Annotated in this window: 10 protein-coding genes; 4 read left to right on the forward strand and 6 right to left on the reverse strand. The window is 70.7% G+C overall.

Translation table 11 applies throughout. The features are described 5' to 3' along the window. Positions 1-4,962 (reverse strand): DUF6531 domain-containing protein (locus ASE56_RS17835; protein WP_056230171.1); only part of this gene is annotated, 4,962 nt, incomplete at its 3' end. Beyond that, a complete protein-coding gene (locus ASE56_RS17760) occupies positions 4,959-5,540 on the reverse strand; it encodes a hypothetical protein (RefSeq protein ID WP_235556998.1) in 582 nt (193 codons plus the stop codon). The genes ASE56_RS17760 and ASE56_RS17835, both read right to left, overlap by 4 nt. 244 nt (positions 5,541-5,784) lie before the next feature. Here ASE56_RS17760 and ASE56_RS12310 point away from each other — a divergent pair, with 244 nt between their 5' ends. Next, positions 5,785-6,345, forward strand: coding sequence for a Dps family protein (locus tag ASE56_RS12310; RefSeq protein ID WP_056230174.1), 561 nt, complete (start codon positions 5,785-5,787; stop codon positions 6,343-6,345). A gap of 91 nt (positions 6,346-6,436) precedes the next feature. On the opposite strand, the gene ASE56_RS12315 is transcribed toward ASE56_RS12310, so the two are convergent. Continuing rightward, positions 6,437-9,031 carry an RNA helicase gene (locus tag ASE56_RS12315; RefSeq protein WP_056230177.1) on the reverse strand — a complete coding sequence of 865 codons (2,595 nt, stop codon included), beginning with the start codon at positions 9,029-9,031 and terminating at the stop codon, positions 6,437-6,439. 105 nt (positions 9,032-9,136) lie between these two features. Continuing rightward, positions 9,137-9,895, reverse strand: coding sequence for a hypothetical protein (locus ASE56_RS12320; RefSeq protein WP_056230180.1), 759 nt, complete (start codon positions 9,893-9,895; stop codon positions 9,137-9,139). Between the two features lie 89 nt (positions 9,896-9,984). Between ASE56_RS12320 and ASE56_RS12325 the strand changes: the two genes are divergently transcribed. Beyond that, positions 9,985-11,019: an LLM class flavin-dependent oxidoreductase gene (locus ASE56_RS12325; RefSeq protein ID WP_056230183.1), complete on the forward strand. Its 1,035-nt coding sequence runs from the start codon at positions 9,985-9,987 to the stop codon at positions 11,017-11,019. 121 nt (positions 11,020-11,140) lie between these two features. Continuing rightward, positions 11,141-11,611 (forward strand): GNAT family N-acetyltransferase, encoded by a 471-nt coding sequence (locus ASE56_RS12330; protein ID WP_056230186.1) that lies wholly within the window; start codon positions 11,141-11,143, stop codon positions 11,609-11,611. Between the two features lie 75 nt (positions 11,612-11,686). Here ASE56_RS12330 and ASE56_RS12335 read toward each other — a convergent pair whose 3' ends face one another. After that, a complete protein-coding gene (locus tag ASE56_RS12335) occupies positions 11,687-12,142 on the reverse strand; it encodes a hypothetical protein (RefSeq protein WP_056230190.1) in 456 nt (151 codons plus the stop codon). Positions 12,143-12,186: 44 nt separating this feature from the next. On the opposite strand from ASE56_RS12335, the gene ASE56_RS17845 reads away from it, so the two are divergent. Then, positions 12,187-13,353 (forward strand): GNAT family N-acetyltransferase, encoded by a 1,167-nt coding sequence (locus ASE56_RS17845; protein ID WP_327037367.1) that lies wholly within the window; start codon positions 12,187-12,189, stop codon positions 13,351-13,353. A 4-nt stretch (positions 13,354-13,357) separates the two neighbouring features. Here the strand turns inward: ASE56_RS17845 and yiaA are convergent, their stop codons facing one another. Continuing rightward, positions 13,358-13,825, reverse strand: coding sequence for an inner membrane protein YiaA (yiaA, locus tag ASE56_RS12345; RefSeq protein ID WP_056230193.1), 468 nt, complete (start codon positions 13,823-13,825; stop codon positions 13,358-13,360). Positions 13,826-14,000 lie beyond the last annotated feature (175 nt).

Raw genomic sequence — 14,000 nt, forward strand, 5'->3', positions numbered from 1 at the left:
CCGGCCGGCGGCGTCATGCGCAAACGTGGTCCGCTGCCCGTCCACCGTCGCCGACGACCTCGAACCCGCCGCGTCGTACGCGTAGCTTGCGCCGTCCGACGTGGCCGTCACCCGACCCGCGGCATCCAGCGTCGCCGTCACGGCGCGGTCACCGGTCGCCCAGCTCGTCCGGTTGCCGGCGGCGTCGTACCCGTAACGCGACGTCTCGCCGCCCGCGGTCGCCGACTCGATGAGGCGCTCGAGGTCGTCGTAGTCGTACGACTGCGACGTCGCGTCGGACGTGCCGTCGGGCGCGGTGATCGTGCGCGCCCGCGACGCGACCGACCCGTCACCGTTCCACGTGTAGTCGTACGTCAGCGAGGCACCGGCGGGGGCTGCCGTCTCCGGAGACGGCAGTGTGCGCCGGTCGAGGTACGCCGCGGTCTTGACACACTGCTTCGCCGCCCCGGCAGCGGGGATCGTCCGTTCGCCGAGGTAGCCTCCGACGCCGCGGCATCCATCGACCTGCGTCTTCAGCGCCGGCACCGTCGTCGCCGAAGCGGGCTCAGACCCGTCGGGTGCTGGAGGTGTCGCATGCGACACGCGCGTGACCTGCCCGATCGCGTCGTAGGCGACGCTGGTGTGCACCCCATTCGGCCGCTCGATGCCGGTGCGCCGGCCCGCCGCGTCGTACGCGTAGGTGACATCGCCGAACGGCGTCGACTGGGTCGTCGCGCGCCCCGCGGCGTCGTACGCGAACCGCGTGACGGTGCCGTCGGACAGGGTCGTGGCTGCGGTGAGACCTGTGGCGGTGTACTCGTGCGTGAGCTTCTGCGCGTTCGAGTCGAGCTGCTCGCGCATGCGGCCGACCTCGTCGTAGATCCACCCGGTCGCACCGGTGGGGTCGGTCATCGCGATGGGCCGCTGCTCAGCGTCGTATTCGAACGTGACATCCCCGTCGAAACGGGTGAGAGTGGCGATATCGCCGCGCGCGTCGTAGCGGTACGCGGCGATCAGACCGACCCCGTTCGACTCCCGCTGCACCCGCCCGGCGGCGTCGTACGCCGTTTCGGTCCTCTCGCCCGCGGGCCCCCTCTCGACGACGGGACGACCCGCCGCGTCGTACTCCCACCCCGTCTTCGCGCCGGTCGGTCCCGTCATCCCGGTCAAGAGTCCGGTCGCGCTGTAGGTGTAGGTGGTCGTGACGTTGGTGTCGCTGTCGGCGGGAGCTGCGGCATCCGCGGCTTCGGTCACGGTCGTCAGGTTGCCGACCGCGTCGTACGCGTATGTGGTCGTGACGCCGTTCGCGTTCGTCGCACTCGTGCGGCGGCCGGCGCGGTCGTACCCGAACCGCTGCTCGGCACCGAGCGCGTCGGTGATCCGCACGACCCGACCCATCGCGTCGTACTCCACGTGGGTCTCGGCCCCCGCGGGATCGGTCTCGACAACGACCCGCCCCACCGCGTCGTAAGCGGTGCGGGTCACCGCACCGAGCGGATCGGTGACGCTGGTCGTGCGGCCGGCCGCGTCGTACGTGAACGTCGTCCGGCCGCCGTCGGCATCGACGACGGCGGTGATCTGACCGGCCGCGTCGTACTCATAGCGTTCGACGGCGCCGGTGGCATCCGTCATCGCCACCACCTGGCCCACCGCGTCGACTTCGAACAGCGTCGGGTTGCCGAGGCGGTCGATCGTGCCGACGAGGTTGCCGTCGACGTCGTAGACGAACTCGCTGGCATACCCGGCGGGATCGGTCACCTTCGTCACCCGATCCAGCGCGTCGTACGTGTAGGCCGTGACACCGCCCGCGGCGTCGGTCTCGGTGGCCACACGCCCGACCTCGTCGTACGTCACACTCGTCGAGACTCCGGTCGGGTCGGTTGTCCGCACGGTTCGTCCGAGCTCATCGAGGGCAAGAGAGGTCACCGCCCCCGCGGCATCGGTGACGGCGGTCGGCATGCCGGTGGCATCGACCTGCTGCTCCCAGCGGCCGCCGTTCGGGTCGACGGCACCGGTCGCGCGGTACGCCGTATCCAGCAGCAGCTGCGTCGTCGCGCCCTCGGGGTCGGTCGACGAGACGAGGTTGTCTTCGCGGTCATAGGAGTAGTGCGTCTCCGCGCCGTCCGCGGCGACGCTCTTCACCATGCGCAGCAGGGCGTCCCACTCGTACCGGGTCACCGCACCGGTGGCATCCGTCGCCGAGGTCAGGTTGTCGTTCCGGTCGTACGTGAACGTCGTCCGCGCGCCCGTCGGGTCGACGGTGGCGACGATCCGGTCGCCCGCGTCCCACTCCCACGTGGTGACAGCGCCGAGCGGATCGGTCACGGCGGTCAGCCGGTTGCTCGCGTCGTACCCGTAGGTCGTGCGGTGCCCCAGCGGATCGATGAGCGCGGTGAGGTTGCCGCGGGCGTCGTACTCGTACCGGGTCGTCGCCCCCGACGGTGCGATCGCCGCGGAGAGCTCGCCGCCCGGGGTGTACTCGTACCGCGTCGTCGTCCCGTCGGGCCGAGCCTCGGCCGTGACGAGGCCACGCGCGTCGTACGTATACGCCCAGGTGCGTCCGAGCGCGTCGGTTCGGGATGCCACCTGACCCGACGGGGTCGAGGTGTACCGGGTGTCGTGGCCCGCGGCATCCGTCTCGCTCGCCAGATTGCCCGCCGCGTCGTAGACGTACCGCGTGGTGCGTCCCGCCTCGTCGGTGTGAGAGGTGACGTCGCCGCGCGCGTCGAACTCCCACCGCGCGACCTGCCCGGCGGGGTTCTCGACGCTGGTGATGCGGTATCGATCGTCGAAGCCGAAGACGCTCCGCCGGCCCTCGTTGTCGGTGTAGACGGTGTGGCCCGCCTCGTAGACGAAGCGCCGCTCGGCGCCCTCCGCGTCGCGCTGAGAGACCACCCGGCCCTGGTCGTCGTAGACGTTGACGAGGTAGGTCGAGCCGGAAGCGTCGGTCGCGGTGAGCATGCGATGCGCCGCGTCGTACGTGAACGAGCGGGTGCCGCCGGTCGCGTCGGTGATCGAGGCGAGGTTTCCTGCGCCGTCGTACGCGAGGCGCCACGTGCGCCCGTCGGGAAGGCGAAACGCCGTGACGCGGCCGACGCCATCGCTCTCCAGCGTCACCGTCTGCCCCGCGGCATCGGTCACCGAGGTCAGGGGCACGAACTGGTGCACGTTCGGGTCGGCGGCACCGTAGGTGAGGGTGGTCGTGGCGCCGGACGCGTCGGTGTGACTGACGAGCTCTCCGATGCCCTCGATATCCGCCGCATCGAACACCCACGACGCCCCCTCACGGTCGCCGAGGCGCAGACGCCCCGCCCCCGCCTCGACGAGGGTCAGGTCGGGATCATCGGCCGAGGTGTAACCGCCCGCCCCGTCCGGGGTGAAGACGTACGACGCGCCGTCGCCACGCACGGTCAAGACGGACCCGTCGGAGAAGCGTTGCGCGCGTGCGCCGAGGCTGAACGACCACCCCGCCCCCACCCGCGAGAGGCGACCGTCCTGCGCGTTGTAGACGAGGGTCGCCTCGATCGCCTGTGCGCCCGGCCCGCTGAGCGAGAACAACGGGAACGACTCCACCAGGTTGCCGGTCGAAAACGACACCGGGTCGGCGCCGTAGATCTGGTGGTTCTGGTAGCCGAGGTTCCGCCAGCGGGCGAGCTCAGCCTGCGAGGGAGGAGAGGGCCACCCCCCGGTCGCCGGGTCGGAGCAGTCGAACCCCTGCGTTTCGAGGTAACCGCCGAGAGAGCGGAAGGCCCCGTCGACGATGCTGCCGAACCCGTGATCGATCACCGGTCGGTCGAAGTTGTGGTCGAGGTACAGCGCCTCGACGTGCGCGTACGCGCCCGGCAGGTTCGCGTACTCCGCGAAAGGGAAGTTCCGGGTGGATGCCGCCCGCTTCGCCGGACGCCCGGTGTATGCGGGCATCTGGTCGACGAACGACTGCGCCAGAGCGTTGTCGCCGCCGCGTCCCCGCGAGAACGCCAGCGTCCCGCCCTCCCGCCCGGTGCCCCACGCGAAGCCGCGGAACGTGTTGAAACCGACGCCCACGGTCGCATCGGGCTTCGCCGCCTCGGCCACCCGTGCCCGGGTGTCGCGCGAGACATAACGCGCGCCCGCGGGTCGCGTCACGGTCACCCGAGCGAGGCACCGGTCCTCGAGCATCCCGCGCAGGCGGTCGACGAGATCCCAGTTGTACGGGAACTCCGACGCCGGCGCGGGCGTCTGCACCGACCCCTCGTCGTTGTCGGGGTCCAGCACGATCCGCGGACCAGGGACAGGAACGAACGGGATGCCGATCACCACGAACTGCGACAGGTGATCCGACTCGCCCCGCACGGTGTTCGTCTCGGCGTCGAAGTACGACGGCAACAGCGACCATGGCTCACCCGGGTCGGAACGGGTGTAGATCTGCAGCGTCGCGGGATCAACCGCCGCCTCGGCGACCCGGGCCGCATCGACCGCGAGCGTCAGCGAGATACCCGGGGTGACGTCGTACACCGGGGGTCCGTCTGCAGACTCATCGTCAGGCACCTCGCGCAACTCCGCAGGGAACGAGGTGAGCCGCTCACCACCGGCATCCGTCGCCGTGATCTCGACCACATCCGACACGACGGCGCCGGCCGTCTCAGCCGCCGCGGTGCGCAACGCCATCGCCTCGTCGGCGGGTTGGCGGGCTTCGAGCGTGACGCGGCGGTCGACGTCGTGGCCGGAGAAGACCGCGCTCACACCGAGCTGGTCGGCACGGAGGGTGGACGCGGCGCCGGGGTTCAGAGTGGCCGAACCCGCCGGCGCCGGCGTCTCCGAACGCGGCTCCTTCACGTTCGCCGTCGATGCTTCGTCGGGCGACGCCGCCTGACGCACGCGCTCCAGCACCTCAGCCCGGGCCACGGCCGCGAGCTCCGCCGCGGTGGCGGGCGGCTCCGCGACAGCGCCGCCACCGAAGACCACCGCAGCCGTGACGACGGCCGCTACAGCGCGACGGATCACGCGCTCGTTCCCGTGCCCGCCCGGCGGCGACGCGTGCGCAGCGCGACCCCCACAGCCAGAGCAAGCGCCGCGGCGACGGCGACCCACAGCGCCACGGCGCCGCCGGTCACGGCGAGATCGTTCACGCTCTTCACACAGGCGGCCAGCTCTGCGGCATCCGAGACACCGTTGGCGTCGTAATCCTCCGTCCCGTCAGCGCACGTGCGCGTGCCGCAGATGACGAACTCGACCCAGTCCCCGATCCGATCGCCGTCGGCGTCCTCCCTGGCGTTCGAGCAGGTGTCGGAGCCGCAGACGAGCCGCTCCGCGTAGTCGGGGATGCCGTCGTCGTCTCTGTCGGAAGTCGGCGAGGCGCACGTGGTGTCACCGCAGGCCGGAACCTCAGTGGCATCCGGGATCCCGTCACCATCGCGGTCCTCCACCCCCGTGGCGCATGTCGCCGACCCGCACACCACACGCTCGACACCGTCGGGGATGGTGTCGCGATCAGCATCCGCCGACGCGGACGCGTGAGCCGGCGACGGCATCGCCACCGCAACCACCGGCCCCACCACCAAGGCGACCAGCAGAGCGGTCACGGCGGACAGCGAACGAAAAGGAGTAACGGAGCGCATCGGATCCTCTCGACGGAACGCACCTGAACGTTCCCTCTCCGAACCTGATGGCCCCGCCCAACGAACACCCGCCAGAACGGCGAATCACCCACTTTCGGTGACGGTGATTCACCCGGTTACCGCGCCTCCCCAGACCTCGCAACCCCCCCCGACGCCCCTCTGATGCCGCGCCTAACGTCTCTATCGACCGCCAGCGAAAGGAACGCGCATGTCCACCACCACCAAGGACGCCCCCACCAAGAACCGTCGCCGCCCCGCGCGCGGAGGGAGCGGTCCCGAAACCACCGACGAGCAGAACGCCGAACAGGGCTTCCAGGCGTCGGAGAAGCTGACCGACGCGCTCCAGGCCGTGCTGGTCGACCTCATCGAGCTGTCGATCCAGGGCAAGCAGGCCCACTGGAACGTCGTCGGCAAGAACTTCCGCGACACCCACCTGCAGCTCGACGAGATCATCGACGCCGCCCGTGAATTCGGCGACGAGATCGCCGAGCGCATGCGTGCCCTGCACGCTCTGCCCGACGGCCGCAGCGACACCGTCGCCGAGACCACGACACTGCCCGAGTTCCCGCAGGGCGAGGTCGACACCGCCGAGGTCATCGACCTCATCACCGAGCGCCTCGACGTCACCGTCGGCACGGTGCGCGACGTGCACGACGACGTCGACGACGAAGACCCCACGAGCGCCGACATTCTGCACGGCGTGCTCGAGCGCCTCGAGCAGCTGTCGTGGATGGTCAGCGCGGAGAACCGCGTCGCCCGCACCTCCTGACGACGCGACGAAGACACCGGATGCCGGGGCCTCAGGGCCTCGGCATCCGTCGTTCGCGGGCCCCCCGGTTCCGACAGGGGCGGCCAGGGAGTCAGAGCCGTAGCACCTCGGTGACGCGCACGATCGCCGTGCCCTCCTCCTCGGAGGCGGCGAGGTCGACCTCGGCGCGGATGCGCCAGTCGTGGTCGCCGGCGGGGTCGTCGATAATCTGCTCGACGCGCCAGACGCCGTCAGAGGCCGACGACTCGTCGATGACGACGAGAGCGGAGGAACGCGCCGCTCCCCCGGTGCCGATCTCGTCGTGCTCGTCGAAGTAGCTGTCGAGGGCGCTCGGCCAGTCGACGTCGGGGTCGAGCTCGACGAGCTCGTCGTCGCGCTGCAGGGCGGCGAGCTGCACGCGGCGGAACATCTCGTTGCGCACGAGCACGCCGAACGCGCGCCGGTTGGTGAGGATCGACGGCGGAGCGGGAGGCACCACGGGGGCCGTGGGGTCGTCCGCGGGGTTGATGAGCTGCTCCCACTCGTCGACGAGGCTCGAGTCGACCTGACGAACCACCTCTCCGAGCCACGCGATGAGATCGAGCAGGTCGGGGGTCTGCGCGTCGACCGGCACGGTCTGGCGGATTGCGCGGAACGCGTCGCTGAGGTAGCGCAGCACGAGGCCCTCGCTGCGCGCGAGCTGGTACAGCGAGACGTACTCGCCGAACGAGCACGCGCGCTCGTACATGTCGCGCACGACCGACTTCGGCGACAGCTCGAAGTCGCGGATCCACGGCTGGCTCGTGGCGAACACCTCGTACGCCTGCGCGAGCAGCTCGTCGAGGGGCTTCGGCCAAGTGATCTCTTCGAGCAGCTCCATGCGCTCGTCGTACTCGATGCCCTCGCGCTTCATCGCCGCGACGGCTTCGCCGCGCGCGCGGAACTGCTGCTGCGACAGGATCGGGCGCGGGTCGTCGAGGGTCGACTCGATGACGCTGACGACGTCGAGCGCGTAGTGCCCGGTGCCGACCGATGACGCGGCCGGCACGGCATCCGGCCCCCTCCCGAGCTCGACCTCGGGGTCGAGCATCTCGATCGCGGCGAGCGCGAACGGCGACAGCGGCTGATTGAGCGCGAAGTTCGGCTGCAGGTCGACGGTGAGCCGAATGCGTGAGGGGTCACGATCTGTCGCCCGAGCCCCCTCCGAAGCGACACTTCCTGACCCCTCACGCGAGGGCGGGACGACCTCGACCACGCTGGCCTGAACCAGGGTGCGGAAGATCGCGATCGCCCGCCGCGCGAGCTCGTACTGGCGGGGGCGGGGCTCGTGGTTGTCGAAGACCAGCGAGCGGACGTTGCCGAAGACGTCGCCCCCGCGGGCGATGACGTTGATGAGCATCGCGGCGCTCAGCTTCATCTGCGGCTGCAGCGGTTCGGGCTCGGCCGCGACGAGGCGGTCGTAGCTCTGCTCGGTCCAGTTGACGAAGCCCTGCGGCGCCTTTTTGCGCACGATCTTCTTCTGCTTCTTGAGGTCGTCGCCGGCCTTGAGGATCTGCGCGGCGTTCTCGATCTCGTGGTCGGGTGCCATGACGACGACGGTTCCGGCGGTGTCGTAGCCGGCCCGGCCCGCGCGCCCCGCGATCTGATGGAACTCGCGCGCCGAGAGCTGGCGCATGCGGGTGCCGTCGTACTTGGTCAGCGCGGTCATGAGCACGGTGCGGATGGGCACGTTGATGCCGACGCCCAGGGTGTCGGTGCCGCAGATGACACGCAGCAGCCCCCGCTGTGCAAGGGTCTCCACGAGCCTGCGATACCTCGGCAACATGCCGGCGTGGTGCACGCCGATGCCCGCACGCACGTAGCGCGACAGCGTCTTGCCGAAGCCGGTCGTGAAGCGGAAGCCGCCGATCGCCTCGGCGATCTCGTCGCGCTGCTCGCGGCCGATGATGCGGATCGACGACAGCGCCTGAGCGCGCTCCATGGCCGCGGCCTGCGAGAAGTGCACGACGTAGATCGGCGCCTGCTTCGTGTCGAGCAATTCCTGCACCGTCTCGTGCACGGGGGTGCGCGCGTACTCGAAGTGCAGCGGCACGGGGCGCTCGACGCCGGTCACCCGCGCGGTGGGCCGACCGGTGCGACGCGAGAGGTCGTCGGCGATGTCGGTGACATCCCCCAGGGTCGCCGACATGAGGATGAACTGCGCGCGCGTGAGCAGCAGCAGCGGCACCTGCCAGGCCCAGCCGCGGTCGGCCTCGCCGTAGTAGTGGAACTCGTCCATGACGACCTGGTCCACGTTCGCGTCGGCGCCTTGCCGCAGGGCGAGGTTCGCGAGGATCTCGGCGGTGCAGCAGATGATCGGGGCGTCGGAGTTGACCGACGAATCGCCCGTGACCATACCGACGTTCTCGGCGCCGAAGATGTCGACGAGGGCGAAGAACTTCTCGCTCACCAGCGCCTTGATCGGTGCGGTGTAGTACGTGCGTCCACCCCGGGAGAGGGATGCCGCGTGCGCGGCCACCGCGACGAGCGACTTGCCCGTGCCGGTCGGGGTCGACAGGATCACGTTCGCACCCGAGACGATCTCGATGACCGCCTCGTCCTGCGCGGGGTAGAGCGTGAGGCCGCGGGAGTTCGCCCACTCGACGAAGCCCAGGTACGCGGCATCCGGATCAGCGCCGACGGGAACGTGCTCGAGGAGGGGGGTCACTCCCCCAGCCTCTCATCCGCGGGGAGCCCCCGAACCCGCGGACGGGGCCGAACCTCCCGCCGGCGAGGCGGGCGTCGTCGTCGGGGCGCGTCAGCCGGGGGCGCGTCAGCCGCGGTCGCTGAAGACGCCGACGTTCTCGCCGTCGAACACGAACTGCATGCTCGTGCCGATCGGGAACCGCTGCACGAACGCGTCGGGCATGCCGTCGGCGACGACGAACTGCACAGTCGCCGGGAAGACGCCGGCTCCGCACCCTCCGTAGACGAAGTTGCCGCGGAATCCGCGGGTGTCGTCCGCACCCACCTCGTCGGCGTCGAGCAGGTAGAGGCAGGGGTTGCGGTTGTCGGTCGCGTCGGTGGGAGCCCGGCCCGTGAAGGCGGCGACGCCGTAGTAGTTCTCGTAAGCGCGCTCCGCGCCGGTGCGCTGGCCGAAGACCGGGGGGACCGCGGCGTCGGGAGCGGGCACGAGGGTGTCGACCTGCGGAGCGCCCGCCGCGGCGGTCACGGGGACGACCGTGAGGCTCGCCGCCGTCGCAGCGCTGGCGAGGGCGGCGACCACCGCGAGAGAGGCCGCCCAGATCCAGAGCCGCCGTTTCGATCCCACGAGGGCGGGGCGGTCGCGATCGCCGTCGTCGCCGTCCTCGTCCTCATCGTCGTCGGGGGCGACGAGAGCGGCCCGTGAGCCCGCGGCGGCGGCCGCGGAGGTCGACGGCACGCGCGGCGCGGGTGGCAGGCGATCCTGCCGTTCGAGATCCTCGAGCTCGCGCAGCCGCGCGACGGCGGTCGCGTCGTCGGCGATGTCGGCGTGGGGACCGTACGCTCTCGCGCGGAGCAGTCGCAGCTCCTCGCGCACGTCATCGTCCATGTTCTGAATGGTTCCACACCTGCACGCGTCCGGGGTCGTGCGCGGTGTATGCGTGGGAATAGATCGCGCGCTGTCGCGTTGCACCCGGCATGCGCTCCTTCGGCACACTCTCCTTCGGCCACTACGGCCCCCTCGGCGGCGGCCGCCAGCTCACCGCCGGCGACTCGATGCTCCAGGCGATCGACCTCGCCCAGGGCATGGACGACCTCGGGGTCAACGGCGTCTCATTCCGCGTGCACCACTTCGCCCGCCAGCAGGCCGCCCCCATGCCCCTGCTCGCCGCCATCGCCGCCCGCACCTCGCGCATCGAGGTCGGCACCGGCGTCATCGACATGCGGTACGAGAACCCGCTCATGCTCGCCGAAGAGGCGGCATCCGTCGACCTCATCAGCGGTAACCGACTCGCCCTCGGCGTGAGCCGTGGCTCACCCGAGACGGTTGTCCGTGGCTACGAGGCGTTCGGATACACCGGCTCCGAAGACCCGCGCGGCGGCGACATCGCCCGCGAGCACTTCGACCTGTTCCTGCGCGCGATCGACGGCGAGGGGCTCGCCGAGCGCGACCCCCTGAGCCCCTTCGGTGGAGGCACCGGTCTTCAGCGCATCGAGCCGCACTCCCCGGGCCTGCGCACGCGCATCTGGTGGGGCGCCGGCACCACGGCGACTGCCGAATGGGCCGGACGCCTCGGCGTGAACCTCATGTCGTCGACCCTGCTCACCGAGGCCGACGGAACGCCGTTCGACCTCCTGCAGGCCCAGCAGCTCGACGCCTTCCGCGCCGCATGGCGCGAGGCGGGCCACGAGGGCGAACCGCGCACCTCGGTCAGCCGCAGCATCTTCCCGATCGTGACGGCCGAAGACGAGATGTACTTCGGCGGCTCAGCCGGCAGCGACCAGATCGGCGTGATCGACGGCATGCGCTCGACCTTCGGCAAAACGTACGCGGCCACCCCCGACAAGCTCGTCGAGCAGCTGCAGAACGACGCCGCGGTGATGAGTGCCGACACGCTCATGCTCACGATCCCCTCGCAGATGGGTGTGGAGTTCAATTTGCGCCTGGTCGAGAACTTCGCGAAGCACGTCGCTCCCGCCCTCGGCTGGCAGTCGACGCTCGCGACGGTCTGAGCGAACCTCGAACGGACCCGGATGCCGATCACCTCGGCATCCGGGTCCGTTCGGCGTTTCGGGGAGACGCGACCGTCGTCGTCGCGCGTGGGACACCGCCGGCGGCTCGTACGGTAGGCGGGTGAGCGTCGTCATCCGCACCGCAAGCTTCCCCCACGACGCAGGATCGGTCTCCGCGCTCGTCGGCGACTATCTGCGACGGACCGAGGCCGAGAAGGCGGAGCACGGACTCGTCGATCCGCGCGCCGCGATGCCCGCCCGTTACACCCGTGAGATCGACGACCCCGCTACCGTCTTCGCCGACCGCCGCGTGCTGGTCGCCGCGGTCGACGGTGTCGATTGCGGAGTGCTGGTGGTCGGATCCTCCGGAGGCGTGACCGAGATCTCCCGGTTCTGGGTGACCCCCGGCGCCCGCGGACACGGGGTCGGGTCGGCGCTGCTCACGGCCGCGCTACGCGGAGCGACGCGGCCGGTGCACCTCTCGGTGTGGGAGTGGCGCGAGCCCGCCCTGCGGATGTACCGCACCGCGGGCTTCGGGATCGTCCCGCCGTGGGATGAGCGACCGGGGCTCGTGTGCCTCGAGCTGCGATGAGGTGAACCGCGCCGGCACTCCCAGGCCGGGCTCGTCAGCGCGCGGTGTCGGTGACCGTGACGCGCGCGACGGGGATCACCGGTAGCCCGTCAGCCCCTGCGAGCGGGCGATCGTCTGCGACACGAGGTACTCGCCCCACGCCACCGCGTACGCGCCGAGAGCAGCCCACACCCACGCGGAGGGCAAGACGCCGATGAGCCCGAGCAGCGCCGCGATCGTCAGCACGACGACGACAGCCAGCACCGGCACGATCGCGCGGGCGCCGATGACACCCGCGGAGGTCCGCCAGATCACCAGCAACGCTCCCGCCGTCGCGACGAGGAGGATGACGGGGGTGAACCACGGCCCCAGGGCGCCCATGGTGATCGCGGCGCCGACACCGGCGGTCGTGAGCGAAGCGGTGCGGAGGGCGCGGATCCTCGTCGGGGAGGGCGAAGCGGCGATGGGATGCTCCTTCAAGGGGCGGAAAACGCGGAGGGACCCGACGCCGTCGGCGAAGGCGGACGGGATCGGCTTTTCCAGCGTACCCACGCCGCGATATGACTCCCCCGGGCGTTCGTGTCTACGGTGGGCGGGTGGGTATCTCTCTGACGCGCGCCGCCCTGTCCGAGCCGGACGACCGAGCCGCGCTGACGGCATTCCTCGCCGCGAACACGTTCCCGTTCCATGTGCGCACGCGTCCGACCGCGGAGCAGGTCGCCGAGGCCATCCGCGCGGGTGCGTGGGAGGGCGACGACATCGAGACCTTCTGGATCGACGATGAGAGGGACGGTCGCGTCGGCGTGCTCCGTCTCGACGATCTCGACGACGCCACGGCAATGGTCGATCTGCGCCTCGCCGATGCTGCCCGGGGTCGCGGGCACGGTTCCGCCGCGCTCCGGATCGCCACCGACCTCGTCTTCTCCCGGCACCCCGCGGTCATCCGCCTCGAGGGCCAGACCCGCGAGGACAATATCGCGATGCGGCGGGTCTTCGAACGCTGCGGATGGGTGTTCGAGGCGTACTACCGCGACGGCTGGCCCGTCGAGGGCGGTGAGCCCGTGGCATCCGTCGCCTACAGCGTCCTGCGTCGCGACTGGGCGAGCGGGATCACAACGCCGGTACCGCGCGGCCCCGAGGTGACCCTCACCGGAGAGCTGCGGTGCGCTGACGACGATCAGGCGGACCGGGTGCGCGCCCACCTGGACGAGCACCTCGCCCTCACCCGGGCCGAGCCGGGGTGCCTCTCGTTCGACGTCACCGCGACCGAGACCGAGGGCGTCTGGCGGGTATCGGAGCGCTTCCTCGACGAGGCTGCGTTCGACGCCCACCAGCGCCGTGTCGCGTCGAGCACGTGGGGACGCGAGACCGCGGGGATCCAGCGCTCCTATGTCATCCGCGGGAGGGCTCTGGATGCCGATGCCCTCATCGCCGCGGCCTGGGCCGCCGAGGAGATGCTCCTTCACCCGGCCGTGCGCGCGCATGCGGGAGAGCTCGAGCGGTTTCTCGATCCCGACTTCGTGGAGATCGGTCAGTCCGGTCGCCGATGGACGCGGGACGAGATCATCGCCGCACTTCGAGCAGAACCGGGGGCCGACCCTTCGCCCGTCATCGCAGAGCGAGACGCACGAGTGCTCGGACCCACCACCGTCCTGCTGACCTACCTGCTGCGATTCGAGGACCGCGTCAGCCGCCGGTCGTCCCTCTGGCGGTGCGACCCCGCACCGCGGTGCCTGTTCCACCAGGGGACGCCGGTCGGCTGATACCTCACCCCATGGTCGGGTAGCCGGTGTGCTCGACGGGCGCGGTGTCGGGGTGGACGTTGCGGAACGCCGCGAGGTCGCGGACGTTCTTCTGCACCGCCACGACGGCGAACAAGCTCATGGCGAAACCGATGCCGTAAAACCCCTTCTCCGACAGGAGGAGTTCGGCGTTCCAGAGGCCGACGGACATGAGGGCGAGGGCGACGAGCAGCATTCCCCACGCGACGCCGAGGTAGGCGCCGGTGACCGGGATGTCTTCCGCGCGGTCGCGCACCGCCTTCTGCACCGAGATGGCGGCGAACAGTCCGAGGAGGAACACCGAGAGGTAGAAGCCCTTCTCGGCGAGCGTCATGTGCGCGTTGTACAGGCCGATGAAGTACACCGAGGCCCCCAGCCCCAGCGCCACCCACGAGGCCCCCACGAACGCTCCGGTCGGGCGACCGAGCATCTGCTGCGTGTGGATATCCGTCATCTTTCCCACCCCTTCGTCGGGTCCCCTGACGGGGACATATGCCGTGGCGGAGAAGCTAGCGGAGGGTTCATGCCGAAAAAGCCATGCGGCGTGATCTGTGGACGAATCGACCCCCGCGGACCGAGTCGCGACCGGCTCGCGCCGCCCCATCGCCGGCGCCGTGCGAGGTCGGAAG

The sequence above is a fragment of the Microbacterium sp. Leaf203 genome (assembly GCF_001421275.1).
Lineage (GTDB): Bacteria > Actinomycetota > Actinomycetes > Actinomycetales > Microbacteriaceae > Microbacterium > Microbacterium testaceum_A.

Excerpts from the sequence above, each read along its gene's own strand:
- yiaA (WP_056230193.1), bottom strand. The coding sequence starts at position 13,825 with ATGACGGATATCCACACGCAGCAGATGCTCGGTCGCCCGACCGGAGCG.
- ASE56_RS12325 (WP_056230183.1), top strand. The coding sequence starts at position 9,985 with ATGCGCTCCTTCGGCACACTCTCCTTCGGCCACTACGGCCCCCTCGGC.
- ASE56_RS12320 (WP_056230180.1), bottom strand. The coding sequence starts at position 9,895 with ATGGACGATGACGTGCGCGAGGAGCTGCGACTGCTCCGCGCGAGAGCG.
- ASE56_RS12310 (WP_056230174.1), top strand. The coding sequence starts at position 5,785 with ATGTCCACCACCACCAAGGACGCCCCCACCAAGAACCGTCGCCGCCCC.